Raw genomic sequence first — 13,408 nt, forward strand, 5'->3', positions numbered from 1 at the left:
GCGTTGAGCGGCACCACGTTGCTGGGCGCGCGGCTCGCAGCGGGCGTCTCCGCGCTGGCCCAGCGCTGCCAGTGGTCGGCGGGCGGGGTCTCGGCGCGGGTGGCGCGGGTGGATGCAACAGCGTTGTCTTGGACGGCCATCAGTACTCCCAGTCTGCGGCGCAATTATGCGGTATCGCGGGTGGCGGGATCGCGGCTGGCCGGTTGCCGCATGAGCCAGCGCATGCCCCGCCACAACGTGCGCCAGACCAGCCAGACCACCACCGCCCCGATCAGGCTGCAGGCGACGACCACGACCAGGGCGATCCACGGATGCGCCAGCGCCAGCGCCAATCCACCCACCACCACGGTGTCTTCGGCAGCCGAGGCGACCCAGTTGCTGGCCGGCTCGGGCGAGGTGTTGAGCAGCGCGCGGGTTCCGGACTTGAGCCCATGGCTGGCCAGCGCCACCCCGGCCCCGGCGGCGAGCACGGACGGGCTCAGTTCGCCGCTGGGCGACAGCGTCGCCGCAGCCAGGAACGCGCCGGCCGGTACCCGGGCCACGGTCTGGATGAGGTCCCAGGCCGAGTCCACCCCGGGAATCTTGTCGGCCACGAACTCGGTGACGGCCAGCGCGGCCGAGGTGCCCAGCACCCACCAGGATTCGGTGGCCTGCAGGGCCGGCGGCAGCTCGACCCAGCCGAGCAGGCCGGCCAGGCCGACGCCGAACACGGTCAGGTACACGCGGATGCCGGCCAGCCAGGCCAGCAGGATGCCGATCACGAACAGGTGGGCCTCGGTCATGACAGGCGCTCCGGCGGCAAAGTGTGCACAGGCCCACACTATCGGGGATGACGTGACTGAACGCTACTGCCCGGGGTGGGGTCAGGGGCGAAAAATGTGCCACCCGTGACTTACACTAGGAAGTCGCTCATCCCGTCAGGGGTTGTGTCGGTATCGCCTACGGGCGTTGCCGCCGTATCCGCCATGAACAATCCGACACCTTCCCGAATCCAGATCCGGCGCCCGGGTACCCCGGTCGCGCCCGATCGCCGTCGGCTGCTGATCCTGGCCGGGATCTGGCTGGCCAGCCTGGTCGTGGCCACGCTGCTGGGCCGCTGGCTGGGCAGCCCGGGCGGCGATGTCGGCCGCCAGCTGGACGCCGCGCAGACCCGCGCCGAGACCCTGCAGAAGCAGGTGGTGGAACTGCAGCAGGCCCAGGCCACCCTGCAGGCCTCCGATCGCATCAGCCGCGCGGCCAACAACGAGGTGCAGGCCTCGCTGGGCGAGCGCGACGAGGAAATCGCCGGCCTGCGCGCCGACGTGGCCTTCTATGAGCGGCTGGTCGGCGCTACCAGCCAGCGCAAGGGCCTCAACACCCATTCCATCCAGTTCTCGCCGGAAGCGGGCGGTACCTGGCAGTACGCCGTGGTGCTGACCCAGAACCTGAACCGTGGCGCGATCAGCCAGGGCCAGATGCGCTTTACGATCGAAGGCGTCAAGGACGGCAAGTTGACCTCGGTCAGCTGGGACGAGCTGCACCAGCGCACCAAGGTGCCGGGCCAGGAGTATTCCTTCCGGTACTTCCAGCAGCTCACCGGCAGCGTCATGTTGCCGAAGGACTTCACCCCGCAGCGCGTGCGGGTCACGCTGGGAACCGGCGCGGGGGGCGCCACCCAGGTATTCGACTGGAAGCAGGCCGGTGCACCGGCTGCAGCAGCAACGGCAAATGAAGGGGAGTAAACCGATGTTTGGCAGCAACAAATCCAACCGCGACGGGCACCTGGTCGTGGACGCGCTGATCGGCGCGCAGGTGGTGATCCGTGGGGACGTGGAATTCAGTGGCGGGCTGTACGTGGAAGGCACCATCCTGGGCAAGGTGATCGCCCAGGAGGGCGCGACCAGCGCCACCCTGACCCTGGCCGAGCAGGGCAGCATCGAGGGTGAGATCCGTGCCCACGTGGTGGTGGTCAGCGGTCGCCTGGACGGCGACGTGCACGCCAGCGAGCGGGTCGAGCTGACCCCCAGTGCCCGCGTCACCGGCAACATCCACTACCAGGTGGTGGAAATGAACGCCGGCGCCCAGCTGACCGGTCGCCTGATCCACGGCGGCGCGCAGATGGCCCTGCCGCCGCCGGCCGAACCCGCCGACGCGGGGAAGGACGGCAAGGACGGCAACGCCCGCAGGAAGCTCGCCGACGCCATGGCCTGAATGGACGGTGCTTGAAAGCGTGCCCATGCGCCCCCATGCTGGGTGCATGAGCACGCTTGTTTCCCTGCCCGGCGCCCCTGCCGCCGCGCCGAACTACCAGTCGCTGGACCGTCCGCTGAACTTCACCGAGGCCGCTGCGGCCAAGGTCAAGGAACTGATCCAGGACGAAGCCAGCGATGCGCTGGCCCTGCGCGTCTACATCCAGGGCGGCGGGTGTTCCGGCTTCCAGTACGGCTTCGAGTTCGACGAGAACCGCGCCGACGACGACCTCGCCGTGGACACCAACGGTGTGACCCTGCTGGTCGATCCGCTGAGCCTGCAGTACCTCATGGGCGCTGAAGTGGACTACACCGAAAGCCTGACCGGCGCGCAGTTCGTGATCCGCAATCCGAATGCAAAGACCACCTGCGGCTGCGGCAGCAGTTTCAGCATGTGACTTGCTGTTCGGGGTGAATAGCGGCAGGCTTTACCGATGTCCAACGTCTCTTTGCCGCTCGCCGGTTTCGCCTTCACCACCGATCCCCTTGAACGCGCCGACACGCTGCGCGACGACGCCGATGCGTTGCTGCGGCTGTGGCCGGCCGCGCGCGTGCTGGTCATCGACGCCGACGGCCGCGCGCTGGCCGGCGACGACGGTCAACCGCTGGCACTGACCGGCGAACAGCTCGGCGGCGGCCCCGGTACCGCCATCTTCCTGGGCCTGCGCGGTGAGCAGGCCTGGTTCTCGGTCGAATCGGCCGCCGTTGACGCCAGCGCACCGCAGCGCGTGGACCTGCGCGAATCGGCCAGCACCTGGTCGGCCGCCGACGCCAGCGCGTTCTGCTACGCCCGCGGCATGGCGTACTGGCAGTCGCGCACCCGTTTCTGCGGCGTCTGCGGCGGCGCGGTCGCCTTTACCCGCGGTGGCTTCATCGGCCGCTGCGCCAAGTGCAACACCGAACATTACCCACGCGTGGACCCGGCGGTGATCGTCGCGGTGGAGAACAATGGCCGCCTGCTGCTCGGCCGCCAGGCCAACTGGGCGCCGCGCCGCTATTCGGTGCTGGCCGGCTTCGTCGAGCCCGGCGAATCGCTGGAACAGACCGTGGTGCGCGAAGTGTTCGAGGAGAGCCGGGTGCGGGTGCGGCAGTGCCGGTACCTGGGCACCCAGCCGTGGCCCTTCCCGGGTGCGCTGATGCTGGGCTTCAGCGCCACCGCCGAGGACGACGTGCCTACCGTGGACGGCGAGCTGGAAGACGCGCGCTGGTTCACCGCCGAGGAAGTGGGCGCGGCGTTGTCCCGGGACATCGAAGATGATGGGGAAGGCATCCGCCTGTCGCCGCCGATCTCGATCTCGCGCAGCCTGATCGAACACTGGTACCGCACGCAGGTCAGCTGAGCGGGGCACTGCATTGCCGCTGCCTGAACACGCGGCGGCATACACTGCCCAGGACCCCGGGCACTGGCCGGGGCGCACGGCATAGTAGCGGCCAGAAACCGAACGGAGGCAGTCATGTTCACCACCCTGGTCGCAGTCCTGGTTGCCCTGGCGCTGGGCCATGTCGCGCCCGCCGCAGCGGTGGCATTGCGCCGGTTCGGGATCTACCGGCGGTGGCTGCATTGGCTGGACCGGCACGCGGCCGAAGCCGGCTTCTGGCGCGGGCGGCATGGCTGGGTGGTGGCCCTGCTGCCGTTCGTGCTGGGCCTGGCCCTGCTGCAATGGCTGTTCCACGACCGCTTGTTCGGACTGCCGTCGCTGCTGCTGGGGATCGCCACGCTGGTGATCTGCTGGGGCCCGCGCGACCTGGATCGCGATGTGGAAGCGGTGATCGACGCCGACGATGCGCCAACCCGGCACGCGGCCATCGGCCAGTTGCAGTCGGCCGGTGGCAGCCTGCATGAAGACCTTCCGTCGCTGGTGGAGGTGACCCTGCGCAACGCGCTGCGGCGCTGGTTCGCGGTGCTGTTCTGGTTCCTGCTGCTGGGCCCGGTGGGCGCGCTGGCGTACCGCCTGCTCGCCCTGCTGGCGGTCGGCCCGATGCGATCGCTGGCGGACGTGGAGACCGTGGTCGGCGCGCGCCAGGTGCTGTCGTGGCTGGAATGGCCGGTGGCGCAGCTGATGTCGCTGTCGATGGCGCTGGTGGGCAACTTCGATACCGCGTACAAGGCATGGCGCCAGGCGCACGGCAACCGCTGGACAGCCTCCACCGACTTCCTCGGCGCGGTGGCGCGTGCCAGCGTCAGCGCCGAGCTGCGCGAAGACGCGCACGATTACAGCGATGCAGGCATGGTGCCGGTCTGGCGGCGGTTGCCGGAACTGCGCGATGCGATGAGCCTGGTCTGGCGCATGCTGCTGCTGTGGATGGCGGCATTGGCGCTGCTGGTGATTGCCGGCTGGGTGACCTGAAGCGCACGCACCGTCGGTCCGGGCAACCCGTGCTTGATCGGCAGCGCCGGCCGTTGGCCGGCCCAGGCGGTCTATGCCGCGCCCGGAGCCAACAGGACAAATGGCATCCATGGCAGGTTGCGCATCACGGCATACCCCACCAGCACCACCAGCCAGACCATGGGATTGGCCAGGACCCGCATCAGCGGGTCCAGTGCCCGCATGCGCACGCCCGCGGTGTTGAGCAGCATCAGCAGCAGGAACGGCAGCGAGATCACCAGCAGTGGGTTCATCGCCATCGCGCCGGCCCAGTCCAGGTGCACCAGTGAGTACAGGCAGCGGGTACTGCCGCATCCAGGGCAGTACAGCCCGGTCAGTGCATACATCGGGCAGCCCGGCAGCGGGCTGTTGGCCGCGTACGGGCTGACGTGGCGCAGCACCACGGCGGCGCCAGCGGCCAGGGTGGCCGTGACCGCCAGGGGCGCCCAACGCGCGAGGGTGGAACGGGATGGCAGGGTCATGACGGCAGAACGGCCCGAGCCGGGCACCCTGGGCGGGTGCCGGACCGGGCCGTCCACGGGGCGATCAGTAGTTGCTGCCGCCCATCGCGCCGCCGACGCCCATCACCACCACCAGGATGATGTACAGGGTGATGGCGACCACGCCGATGATGGCCGACCACATGGCCCACTTCTTGGCGTTGTTCGACGATTCCTGCGCGCCGGCGATGTCACCGGCAGCGAGCTTGCCGTTGACCTGCGCGGCGTACACGATCGAGACGATGCCGGCCGGCAGGCAGCAGAACAGGGTGGTCAGGATCGCCCAGACCAGGTTGTTGGGGACTTGCGGGGCAGTGGCGTTCATCGGTGAAGCTCCATTTTCTCGGGTGGGTTGAACAAAGGATGTTTCACAGGTCGGAAAGAGCGCCCAGCGCGGCCATGCCGCCGAACAGGCCAAACCACGCCAGCAGCAGCACCGGCAGGGCCAGGGCCGAGGCCAATGCCCAGCCACCGGCCTTGCGCGATGCATCGTACGCACCGGCCAGGTCACCCGCCGCGCGGCGGCCATCGACCTGTGCCGCGTACACGATCGACACCACGCCCAACGGCAGGCAGCAGAACAGCGTCGTCAGGATCGCCCAGACCAGATGGTTGGGAACGACAACACCCGACGGGGCAGGCGGCGGTAAATGATTCACGTGCGACTCCATTCCATTGGTTGTCTCTTGGCATCTCCCAATGCCGAGTGACATCCCCTATGGGCGGTAATCTAACCGATGTTCCTGCCAATGTATGCGTTTACATGACCGCCGCTGGCGCCTTCCGGCGGATGCGGCAGGGACGGAAGGGCGCGCCATCGACGCCGTTGGCCTCCCGTTCCGCCAGCTTTGGCCGCTTTTATCCGTGATCGCCGCGCAGCGCGCGCACCTGCGCTTCCAGCCCTTCGGCGGTCGCGCTGGCACCGTCGACCGGCGCCGCGGCGATCACCTCGATGTGGGCGCGCAGGCGGCGCGGCACCCGCATGCGACCCAGCCGGCTGTCGCGCCGGCTCCACATGCTGGCCCACATGCCGCGCAGCGCCATCGGCACCACCGGCACCGGCCGCCGCTCCAGGATCTTCTCCACCCCGGACTTGAAGGCGGCCATTTCGCCGTCGCGGGTGAGCGCGCCTTCGGGGAAGATGCAGACCAGTTCGCCTTCGGCCAGCGCGCGGTCCACTTCATCGAACGCGGCCTGCATCAGCGCGGGGTCTTCACGCGCACCGGCAATCGGAATGGCTTTGGCGGTGCGGAAGATCCAACGCATCACCGGGATGTTGAAGATCTTGTAGTACATGACGAAGCGCACCGGGCGCGGGATCGTCGCCGACAGGATCAGCGCGTCCATGTAGCTGACGTGGTTGCACACGATCAGCGCCGCGCCCTCGTCGGGCACATGGGCTTCGATGCCGTGCGGGCGCAGCCGGTACAGGAAGCGCACCATCACCCAGCTGAGGAAGCGCATCAGGAATTCGGGGACGATGGTGAAGATGTAGATCGCCACCACGGCGTTGGCGATGGCCAGGGCCAGGAACAGCTGCGGGATGGTCCAGTGCAGGAACTTCTGCGTGGCCAGCGCGATCAGGGCGGCGGCGACGATGAAACCGGAGTTCTGGATGTTGAGCGCGGCGAACACGCGCGACATTTCCGACTTCGGCGTGCGGCTCTGGATCAGCGCGAACAGCGGCACCACGAAGAAGCCGGTGAACAGGCCGATGCCGACCAGGTCGATGATGATGCGCACGCTGCCCGGCGCCGCCACGAAGGCGGCCACGCCGAGGCCGGCGGTGGTCGCGGTGCCCGCGCGCGCGAAGTACAGGTCCAGCATGAAGGCGGTCATGCCGAACGCACCCAGCGGCACCAGGCCGATTTCAACGGTGCGCCCGGACAGCTTCTCGCACAGCAGCGAGCCCACGCCGGTGCCGACGGAGAACAGCGCCAGCGCGAAGATGTACAGGGTCGGCTGACCACCCAGGTTGACCACCGCATAGGTCGGCAGCTGCGAGGTAAGCATGGTGCCGACGAACCAGAACCAGGACACGCCGAGGATCGCGTTGGCCACGGCCTTCTGCTTCTTGGCCAGGCGCAGTACCGCGAGCGATTCGGGGATGGGGTTCCAGTTGATCTTCAGGTCCGGCGCGCCGGCGTCCACCCTGGGAATCATGCGTGCGGTGATGTTGCCGGCAATGGCCAGCGCGATCACCGCCGTTGCGGCCACGATCGGGCCATGGCTGCCGGCCAGGGTGAAGATGATGCCGCCGCTGATCATGCCGGTGAGGATCGACATCGAGGTGCCCATTTCGACCAGGCCGTTGCCGCCGGTGAGTTCTTCGGGCTTGAGTACCGAGGGCAGCACAGAATATTTCACCGGGCCGAACAGGGTGGACTGCAGGCCGGTGCAGAACAGCGCGACCAGCAGGACCGGCATGCTCTGGGTGAGGAAGCCGACCGCGGCCAGCGACATGATCGCGATCTCCATCGTGGTGGTGATCACGATCAGGCGCGATTTCTCCAGCTTCTCGGCGATCTGACCGGCCAGCGCGGAGAACAGGAAATAAGGCAGGATGAAGATGGCCGGCGCCAGCGTGGTGTACAGCGACTGCTCGGCCTGGCTGACGCCGAGGTAGAACAGCAGGCCGATGATGGCCTGGCGGTACACGTTGTCGTTGAACGCACCCAGCGACTGGACGATGAAGAACGGCAGGAAGCGGCGCTGCTTGAGCAGGGCGAACTGGCTATGGCCGGACATGGGATCTCCTTGCGAGCCGGCAGCCTACCATTCCAGGGGTCACACCCGACATCAGCGCGGCGGGGACCTGCCGCCGATTTCATTCGCGGCCGCGCGCAGCTTCGGCAGCAGGCGCAGCATCAGGCCGATCTGGGTGCGGATCAGCTGCAGCTTGGGCGGCATGTCGTCGCTCAGCTGCTCCAGCTGTTCGGCCAGGGCGCGGTCGCTGTCGTTGCCGTCTTCGGGAACGGGCTCGCGCCGTTCCAGGGCGGCGGCGATCTGCTGCATGGCCTGCTGCACGCGTTCGCCGCTGGAGCGGGCGAGCGGATCCTGGGCGTAGCTGTCGAGCTGGGCACGATGGGCGCCGAGCGCGGAGAGGTGGCCGAGCAGGGTGTTGGACAGGGCAAGGAAACGGAAGCCGGCGTCGAGGTTGCCGCGCACGTGGCCGGGCTCGCGCAGCATGTTGGACAGGGCGGTGGACAGGGCGACGTCGGCGTTGTGCATGTCGCGGCGCGCGATGCGGTAGGCCAGGTCGTCCTGCATGCCGCTGCCGTACTGGCCGAGCACGGCCTGCAGGTAGCCGGCGCAGCGCTGCAGCACGCGGGCCATGACCAGGTCGAGGCGGCGGCCCTGCCAGTCGGGCAGGATCAGGAACGCGGCGGCCGCGGCGATGGCGCAGCCGAGCAGCGTGTCGACCAGGCGCGGCCAGATCAGCAGGAAGCCGTCGCCGATCAGGTTGAAGCAGGTCAGCGCCATGACGGTGATGGCCGCGGAGGCGACCAGGTAGCGGTCGCTGCGGGTGAAGAAGAACAGCAGGGCCGAGAGCAGGGCGATCAGCAGTTCGATGCGCAGGTCGTGGAACAGCTGCAGCAGCGCCCAGGTGAGGACCAGGCCGATCAGGGTGCCGGCGATGCGTTGGGCCAGGCGTTGCCGGGTGGCACCGAAGCTGGGGCGGCAGACGAACACGATGGTGAGCAGGACCCAGGAGCCGTTCTGGGTGTTGAACAGGCGGATGGCGATGAAGCCGACGATGAGGGCCAGTGCCATGCGCAGGCCGTGGCGGAACAGCACCGAGCCGGGGGTGAGCTGCTGGCGGATGCGGACGCCCATTTCGCGCAGGGTGTGCGGGTTGGTGTCGCGCAGGCGGGTGTCGACGTTGTCGAGGGTGGATTCGGACCGTGCCGCTTCGGCCAGGCGACGTTCGATGCTCTGCAGGTTCTGCCCGAGCAGGTCGAGCGAGGACAGCAGGCGCTGCCACTGTGGGTTGTGCTGGGCGCGCAGCCAGGCGAGCGAGTCGGTGAGGTCGGCGGTGGCCTGGCGGGTGCGCTCGCCGTAGTCGAAAGGACGGCGCAGCCGGATGGCGGTGCCGAGACTGGCGCAGGCCTCGCCCTGCAGCGCGAGCAGGCGCTGGCAGCGGTACAGCACGTCGCTGTGGAAGAAGGCGTCGGTGAGCGCGCCGTAGGGATAGTGGGACGAGCTGGCGCGTTCGTGGAAGTCCTGCGCCATGTAGTACAGGCGCAGGTAGAGGCCGGACTGCACGCCGGGCCGGCCGGAGCGGCCGAAGCGGGCCAGGATCGCGGTCTTGGCGATGTTGAGGGCTTCGACCACGCGGCGGTTCTGTTCGGCCAGGGCGAGCTGGCGCTTCTGAACGTCGGCATCGCGGACCGGTTCGAACAGGTCGGCCTTGAGCTGGAGGTAACGGCCGAGTTCGAGGAAGACGCGGGCGACGCGTTCGCGCACGGGGCGGTTGGCGAACAGCGCGGTCCAGAGGATGGAGAGCAGGCCGTACCAGAGCGCACCGGCGAGCAGGTGGCTGACCGCGCTGAAGGCCTGGGCGCGGTCGGCGGCACCATGCTGCTCGAGGCCGATCATGGTGTAGATGGCGAGGGTGACGGTGGCCTGGGCGATGGAGGCGTAGCGCTCACCGAGCGCGCCGAGCAGGGTCAGGCCGAAGGTGGCCACCGCGAGGGCGGCGATGAACAGCCAGGGCCAGGCGAACAGTTCGACCACGGCGGCGGCGGCCAGCACGAAGCAGAGCAGGGACAGCGCGACGGACTTGGTGCGGCCCCACCAGTTGTCGTCGGTTTCGGCAATGGCGCTGGCGATGATGCCGAGGAACACGCCCGGCAGGGCGGGCAGCTGGTCCAGGTGCCAGCACACGCCCATGGCGACCGACAATGCGATGAACACCCGCAGGCCATAGCTGGCCTTTTCATGCGCCCAGAGGCGAGTCAGGCGGGATTCTCGGGCGGACATGCGGACTCGTGGGGCGGGGGCGCCTCATTATTGCGTCATCGCAGTGAAGTCGACATAGCCGGTTGGTAGCAGCCCAACCGGGCAGACGCGGTGCCTAGGGCGCGGCGACCGCAGGCAGCGCCATGCCGGGCAGCGTGCAGTGCAGGGCGGCTTCCCGATAGCCGAGGCTGCCGGGGTTGCCCGGCATGCGCGGGACATCCTCGGTTGCCGTGACCGTGGTCTGGAGGTTCCTGCCTTCCGGACCGATCACCGCCATCAGCCGCGAGAGCAGGGGGCTGCGGTATCCGGCCTCGGGCATCACCAGGCAGGCGCGGACCTTGCGGTCTGCGACGCTGGCCACGCGGCGTTCGAACGCCTGCGCGAACGCTTCCTCGTCGGCGACGGTTTCCGGCGGCGCCAGCAGGCTGCCTTCGACCTTGTACTGGACCGCGCCCGGCTCGAACAGGAACACCATCAGATCGCTGCCGGGAAACGCCGCCGTGTCGCCGCAGGACTCCTCGCGGGGCGACGTCGCCAGCGGGTAGGTCACGCCGTCGGCACCGATCCGCCGTGCCTCCAGGGCGCAGCGGCCGCTGGTGGTGGTCATGGCAAACTCGTAGTCCATGCCGGCGACCGGGATGAACGCCATGCTGAGGCCCCGTTTGCAGTACGCAGTACTGGTCAGGTAGCTGGCATAGACCGACGCAGGCAGACCGGCAGGCACCGTGATCTCATGGAAGTAGGGCTTGGTACGGCTGAACATGCCCGTGCTGCCGCTCACCTGGCGTGAGTAGCTGGTGTCTGGCATGCCGATGCGCAGGTTGTCGGGTGCCTTGAGCAGCCCCGGGGCGACCCGGATGTCGTGCGACTCGCCGGGCTCGGGGCGCTTGCCGCATTGGCGACGGGTGATCACCGAAACACTGGCGCCGTTGGTACTGAAAACGCGCACCCGGGCGGTGCCGGTAGCCTGGAGGTCAGGTGCCGTCGTCGCGGGCGCTTCCGCTGCCTCGGCGGCTGCAGGGGTCTGGGCACCTGCAAGGGGGCAGAACAGGGAAAGCAGCAGAACGGTCTGAAGACGCATGTAGAAAATCCAACCTCCGTGTCATGAACGCCCTGTCGACCGTGACGCCACGGCAGGGCGGCGCGCAGTATAGCCAAAGCCCGCACACACCGCCCGTTCCACGCCGACCTGTTTACAGGTCGAACCGCACGCTTACCGCGAACGTGCGTGGCAGGCCGATGCCGGCATTCGACCAGTACTTCCTGTTGCCCAGGTTCTCCACGCCGGCGCGCCAGGTGAGCGGGTGGCCGCTGACCTGCATGCGGTAGCCGATACCGGCGTTGAACAGGGTGTAATCGGGCAGTTTGAGGGCGTTGTCGGCGTCGTAGTAGACATCGCCGTAGTAACGCGCCACGGCGTAGACGTCCATGCCGTCGACCCAGGGCAGCTGGTAGTTGGCGTGCATGACGCCGTTCCAGCGCGCTGCGCCGGTGGTGCGGTTGCCCTGCTGGCTGGCGCTGTCGGGCGAAAGCTTGTCGTAGGTGGGGTCGAGCCAGGTGACGCCGCCGCCCACGGTGAAGGCGTCGGTCAGGTGCACGGCGCCGCTGGCTTCGATACCTTCGTACAGGGTGATGCCGTCCTGCACCAGCAGCACCCCGGCCGGGGTGATGCGGTCGATGTTGGCGCCGCGCTCGAGGCGGAAGGCGGCCAGGTTGGCGTTCCAGCGCGCGTACTCCATCTTTGCGCCGATTTCGTACTGCCTGCTGATGGTCGGGTCGAGCACGTCGCCGGCATTGATGTAGTCGCTGCCCACCCGGTTGCCTGCTTCGAGCGATTCGACGTAGCTGGCGTACAGCGTGACCTCCTCGGCCGGCTTGTACATCACCGCGTAGGTGGGGGTGACCGGGTAGGTGTGGTAACTGCCCTTGTTCTCGAAGTCGTTGTAGCGCGCGCCCGCCAGCAGCGACCAGCCGCGGCCGACATCGACGGTGTCGCTGACGAACACGGCCTGCTGGATGGTCTCACTGCTACGTGTCAGCACCTGCGAGCCGACCGCGTCATGGCGCAGGGTCGGGCGCTGGTACAGGTTGCCACGGCCGATCGTGCTCCATTCGTACGGGCGATCCCAGCCGAGCCCGGTCTGGTGCGAGACGCCCGCCACCAGCTGGTGCGACAGCGGCCCGGTGTGGAAGCGGCCCTGCACGATGGCCTGGGCCAGCTTCCATTCGCTCTTGCCGCCCAGCTCGTAGACGTTGACGTCGTAGTCGCCGTTGACGTCGTCAATGTAGGCGAAGATCTTGTTCACGTCGTTCCACGACGAGGTGTAGCCATAGCTGAGGCTGGCCTTCCAGTCGTTGTTGATCTGCCAGTCCAGCGCCGTGGACAGCAGGCTGGAGCGGGTGTCGTAGAAGGTGCCGGGGATGGCGTTGTCGACATCACCGGCGATCGGGCGCGGCAGTCCGGTCAGGCCGATGAAGTAGTACTGCGGCGACTCTTCGCTGAGGTCGCGTTGCTGGAACACGCCATCGAAGGTCCAGGTGAGCGAATCGCCCAGCCGCGCATCCAGCGACAGCGCGCCGACCTTGCGGTCCACCTCGCCACCGTTGAAGGTTTCGCCTTTCTCCTGGTACGCGTTGAAGCGGTAGCCGAACATCTCCGCGTTGCCGAAGCGGCCGCCGGCATCGACCTGGCCACTGACGATGCCCTGCTCGCGCCAGCCGAGCTGCGCGGCGAAGGTCGGGCTGTCGGTGGGCTTCTTCGTGACGTAGTTGATGATGCCGCCGGGCTGGCCGAAGCCGTACATGAAGCCGCCCGGACCCTTGAGCAGCTCCACCTGCTCCATCACTTCCAGCGGCCACTCCGTGCCCCACGAGGACACCTGCAGGCCGTTGACACGGTAGCTGTCGTAGCTGAGATCGATGCCGCGGTTGCGGATCGGCGAGCTCCAGCCACTGGCATAGGCGCTGACCTGGGTGACCACCGAGGGGTCGGTCAGGAACGCTTCGCCCAGCGACACCACCTGGCGCTGTTCGATGTCTTCGCGGCCGACGACGGAGATCGCAAATGGCGTATCGCGTAGCGCACGGTCGCCGAGCGCGCCGGTGTCGGCATGGGTGCGCTCACCGGTCACCCTGATCGCATCCAGTTCGGTGGCCGCGCGCGTGCTCTGGGCGTGGGCCGCACAGGCGAGGGACAACGACAGCGCAAGCAGGGCCGGGCGCAGGGCGCGGCGCGGAAGGGTGGAGACAGGCATCTAGCGGGGGTCCTCTGCGGACAGCAGCACACCGTCCGCGATCAGTTGAAAGCGGAAGAAGAGGGCGTGGCTGAGTCGGGGCACTGTCCGCAGGAGGC

General features: G+C 68.2%; 13 protein-coding genes. 5 read left to right on the forward strand and 8 right to left on the reverse strand.

Going from position 1 to position 13,408, the window contains the following annotated elements; all coding sequences use genetic code 11:
- Window positions 1–164: 164 nt before the first annotated feature.
- Complete coding sequence (locus RWO33_RS06190; RefSeq protein ID WP_314103279.1) at window positions 165–782, reverse strand: DUF4126 domain-containing protein; 618 nt, start codon at window positions 780–782, stop codon at window positions 165–167.
- 183 nt (window positions 783–965) lie between these two features.
- On the opposite strand from RWO33_RS06190, the gene RWO33_RS06195 reads away from it, so the two are divergent.
- From RWO33_RS06195 to ampE, 5 genes are all read left to right on the forward strand, one after another.
- On the forward strand, window positions 966–1,721 hold the full coding sequence (locus tag RWO33_RS06195) for a DUF6776 family protein (RefSeq protein WP_314103282.1): 756 nt from the start codon (window positions 966–968) through the stop codon (window positions 1,719–1,721).
- 4 nt (window positions 1,722–1,725) lie between these two features.
- The gene (locus RWO33_RS06200; RefSeq protein ID WP_314103284.1) at window positions 1,726–2,190 is read left to right on the forward strand and encodes a polymer-forming cytoskeletal protein; all 465 of its coding nucleotides are present in this window, start codon (window positions 1,726–1,728) and stop codon (window positions 2,188–2,190) included.
- Window positions 2,191–2,236: 46 nt separating this feature from the next.
- Entirely contained in the window at window positions 2,237–2,626 is a 390-nt protein-coding gene (gene erpA, locus RWO33_RS06205) for an iron-sulfur cluster insertion protein ErpA (protein ID WP_145478935.1), read from the forward strand.
- Between the two features lie 36 nt (window positions 2,627–2,662).
- Window positions 2,663–3,568: an NAD(+) diphosphatase gene (nudC, locus tag RWO33_RS06210; protein WP_145478936.1), complete on the forward strand. Its 906-nt coding sequence runs from the start codon at window positions 2,663–2,665 to the stop codon at window positions 3,566–3,568.
- Between the two features lie 114 nt (window positions 3,569–3,682).
- Window positions 3,683–4,576, forward strand: a complete 894-nt coding sequence (gene ampE, locus RWO33_RS06215) for a regulatory signaling modulator protein AmpE (protein WP_314103289.1) — start codon at window positions 3,683–3,685, stop codon at window positions 4,574–4,576.
- Window positions 4,577–4,647: 71 nt separating this feature from the next.
- On the opposite strand, the gene RWO33_RS06220 is transcribed toward ampE, so the two are convergent.
- The 7 genes from RWO33_RS06220 to RWO33_RS06250 form a co-directional block, all read right to left on the reverse strand.
- Window positions 4,648–5,076, reverse strand: a complete 429-nt coding sequence (locus RWO33_RS06220) for a DUF2752 domain-containing protein (RefSeq protein WP_145478938.1) — start codon at window positions 5,074–5,076, stop codon at window positions 4,648–4,650.
- Window positions 5,077–5,140: 64 nt separating this feature from the next.
- On the reverse strand, window positions 5,141–5,419 hold the full coding sequence (locus RWO33_RS06225) for a CD225/dispanin family protein (RefSeq protein ID WP_145478939.1): 279 nt from the start codon (window positions 5,417–5,419) through the stop codon (window positions 5,141–5,143).
- A gap of 43 nt (window positions 5,420–5,462) precedes the next feature.
- Window positions 5,463–5,753, reverse strand: a complete 291-nt coding sequence (locus RWO33_RS06230) for a CD225/dispanin family protein (protein ID WP_260844119.1) — start codon at window positions 5,751–5,753, stop codon at window positions 5,463–5,465.
- Window positions 5,754–5,952: 199 nt separating this feature from the next.
- The gene (locus RWO33_RS06235) at window positions 5,953–7,842 is read right to left on the reverse strand and encodes an MFS transporter (protein ID WP_145478941.1); all 1,890 of its coding nucleotides are present in this window, start codon (window positions 7,840–7,842) and stop codon (window positions 5,953–5,955) included.
- Window positions 7,843–7,893: 51 nt separating this feature from the next.
- Window positions 7,894–10,077 carry a YccS family putative transporter gene (gene yccS / locus RWO33_RS06240; protein WP_314103294.1) on the reverse strand — a complete coding sequence of 728 codons (2,184 nt, stop codon included), beginning with the start codon at window positions 10,075–10,077 and terminating at the stop codon, window positions 7,894–7,896.
- A 94-nt stretch (window positions 10,078–10,171) separates the two neighbouring features.
- A complete protein-coding gene (locus RWO33_RS06245) occupies window positions 10,172–11,137 on the reverse strand; it encodes a hypothetical protein (protein ID WP_145478943.1) in 966 nt (321 codons plus the stop codon).
- A 112-nt stretch (window positions 11,138–11,249) separates the two neighbouring features.
- A complete protein-coding gene (locus RWO33_RS06250; RefSeq protein ID WP_314103296.1) occupies window positions 11,250–13,310 on the reverse strand; it encodes a TonB-dependent receptor in 2,061 nt (686 codons plus the stop codon).
- Window positions 13,311–13,408 lie beyond the last annotated feature (98 nt).

The organism is uncultured Stenotrophomonas sp. (assembly GCF_963519925.1).
Classification (GTDB): domain Bacteria; phylum Pseudomonadota; class Gammaproteobacteria; order Xanthomonadales; family Xanthomonadaceae; genus Stenotrophomonas; species Stenotrophomonas maltophilia_AE.

Bases quoted from the DNA above. Each gene is read 5' to 3' on its own strand.
- RWO33_RS06190 (WP_314103279.1), bottom strand. From the start codon at position 782: ATGACCGAGGCCCACCTGTTCGTGATCGGCATCCTGCTGGCCTGGCTG.
- RWO33_RS06195 (WP_314103282.1), top strand. From the start codon at position 966: ATGAACAATCCGACACCTTCCCGAATCCAGATCCGGCGCCCGGGTACC.
- RWO33_RS06200 (WP_314103284.1), top strand. From the start codon at position 1,726: ATGTTTGGCAGCAACAAATCCAACCGCGACGGGCACCTGGTCGTGGAC.
- erpA (WP_145478935.1), top strand. From the start codon at position 2,237: ATGAGCACGCTTGTTTCCCTGCCCGGCGCCCCTGCCGCCGCGCCGAAC.
- nudC (WP_145478936.1), top strand. From the start codon at position 2,663: ATGTCCAACGTCTCTTTGCCGCTCGCCGGTTTCGCCTTCACCACCGAT.
- ampE (WP_314103289.1), top strand. From the start codon at position 3,683: ATGTTCACCACCCTGGTCGCAGTCCTGGTTGCCCTGGCGCTGGGCCAT.
- RWO33_RS06220 (WP_145478938.1), bottom strand. From the start codon at position 5,076: ATGACCCTGCCATCCCGTTCCACCCTCGCGCGTTGGGCGCCCCTGGCG.
- RWO33_RS06225 (WP_145478939.1), bottom strand. From the start codon at position 5,419: ATGAACGCCACTGCCCCGCAAGTCCCCAACAACCTGGTCTGGGCGATC.
- RWO33_RS06235 (WP_145478941.1), bottom strand. From the start codon at position 7,842: ATGTCCGGCCATAGCCAGTTCGCCCTGCTCAAGCAGCGCCGCTTCCTG.
- yccS (WP_314103294.1), bottom strand. From the start codon at position 10,077: ATGTCCGCCCGAGAATCCCGCCTGACTCGCCTCTGGGCGCATGAAAAG.
- RWO33_RS06245 (WP_145478943.1), bottom strand. From the start codon at position 11,137: ATGCGTCTTCAGACCGTTCTGCTGCTTTCCCTGTTCTGCCCCCTTGCA.
- RWO33_RS06250 (WP_314103296.1), bottom strand. From the start codon at position 13,310: ATGCCTGTCTCCACCCTTCCGCGCCGCGCCCTGCGCCCGGCCCTGCTT.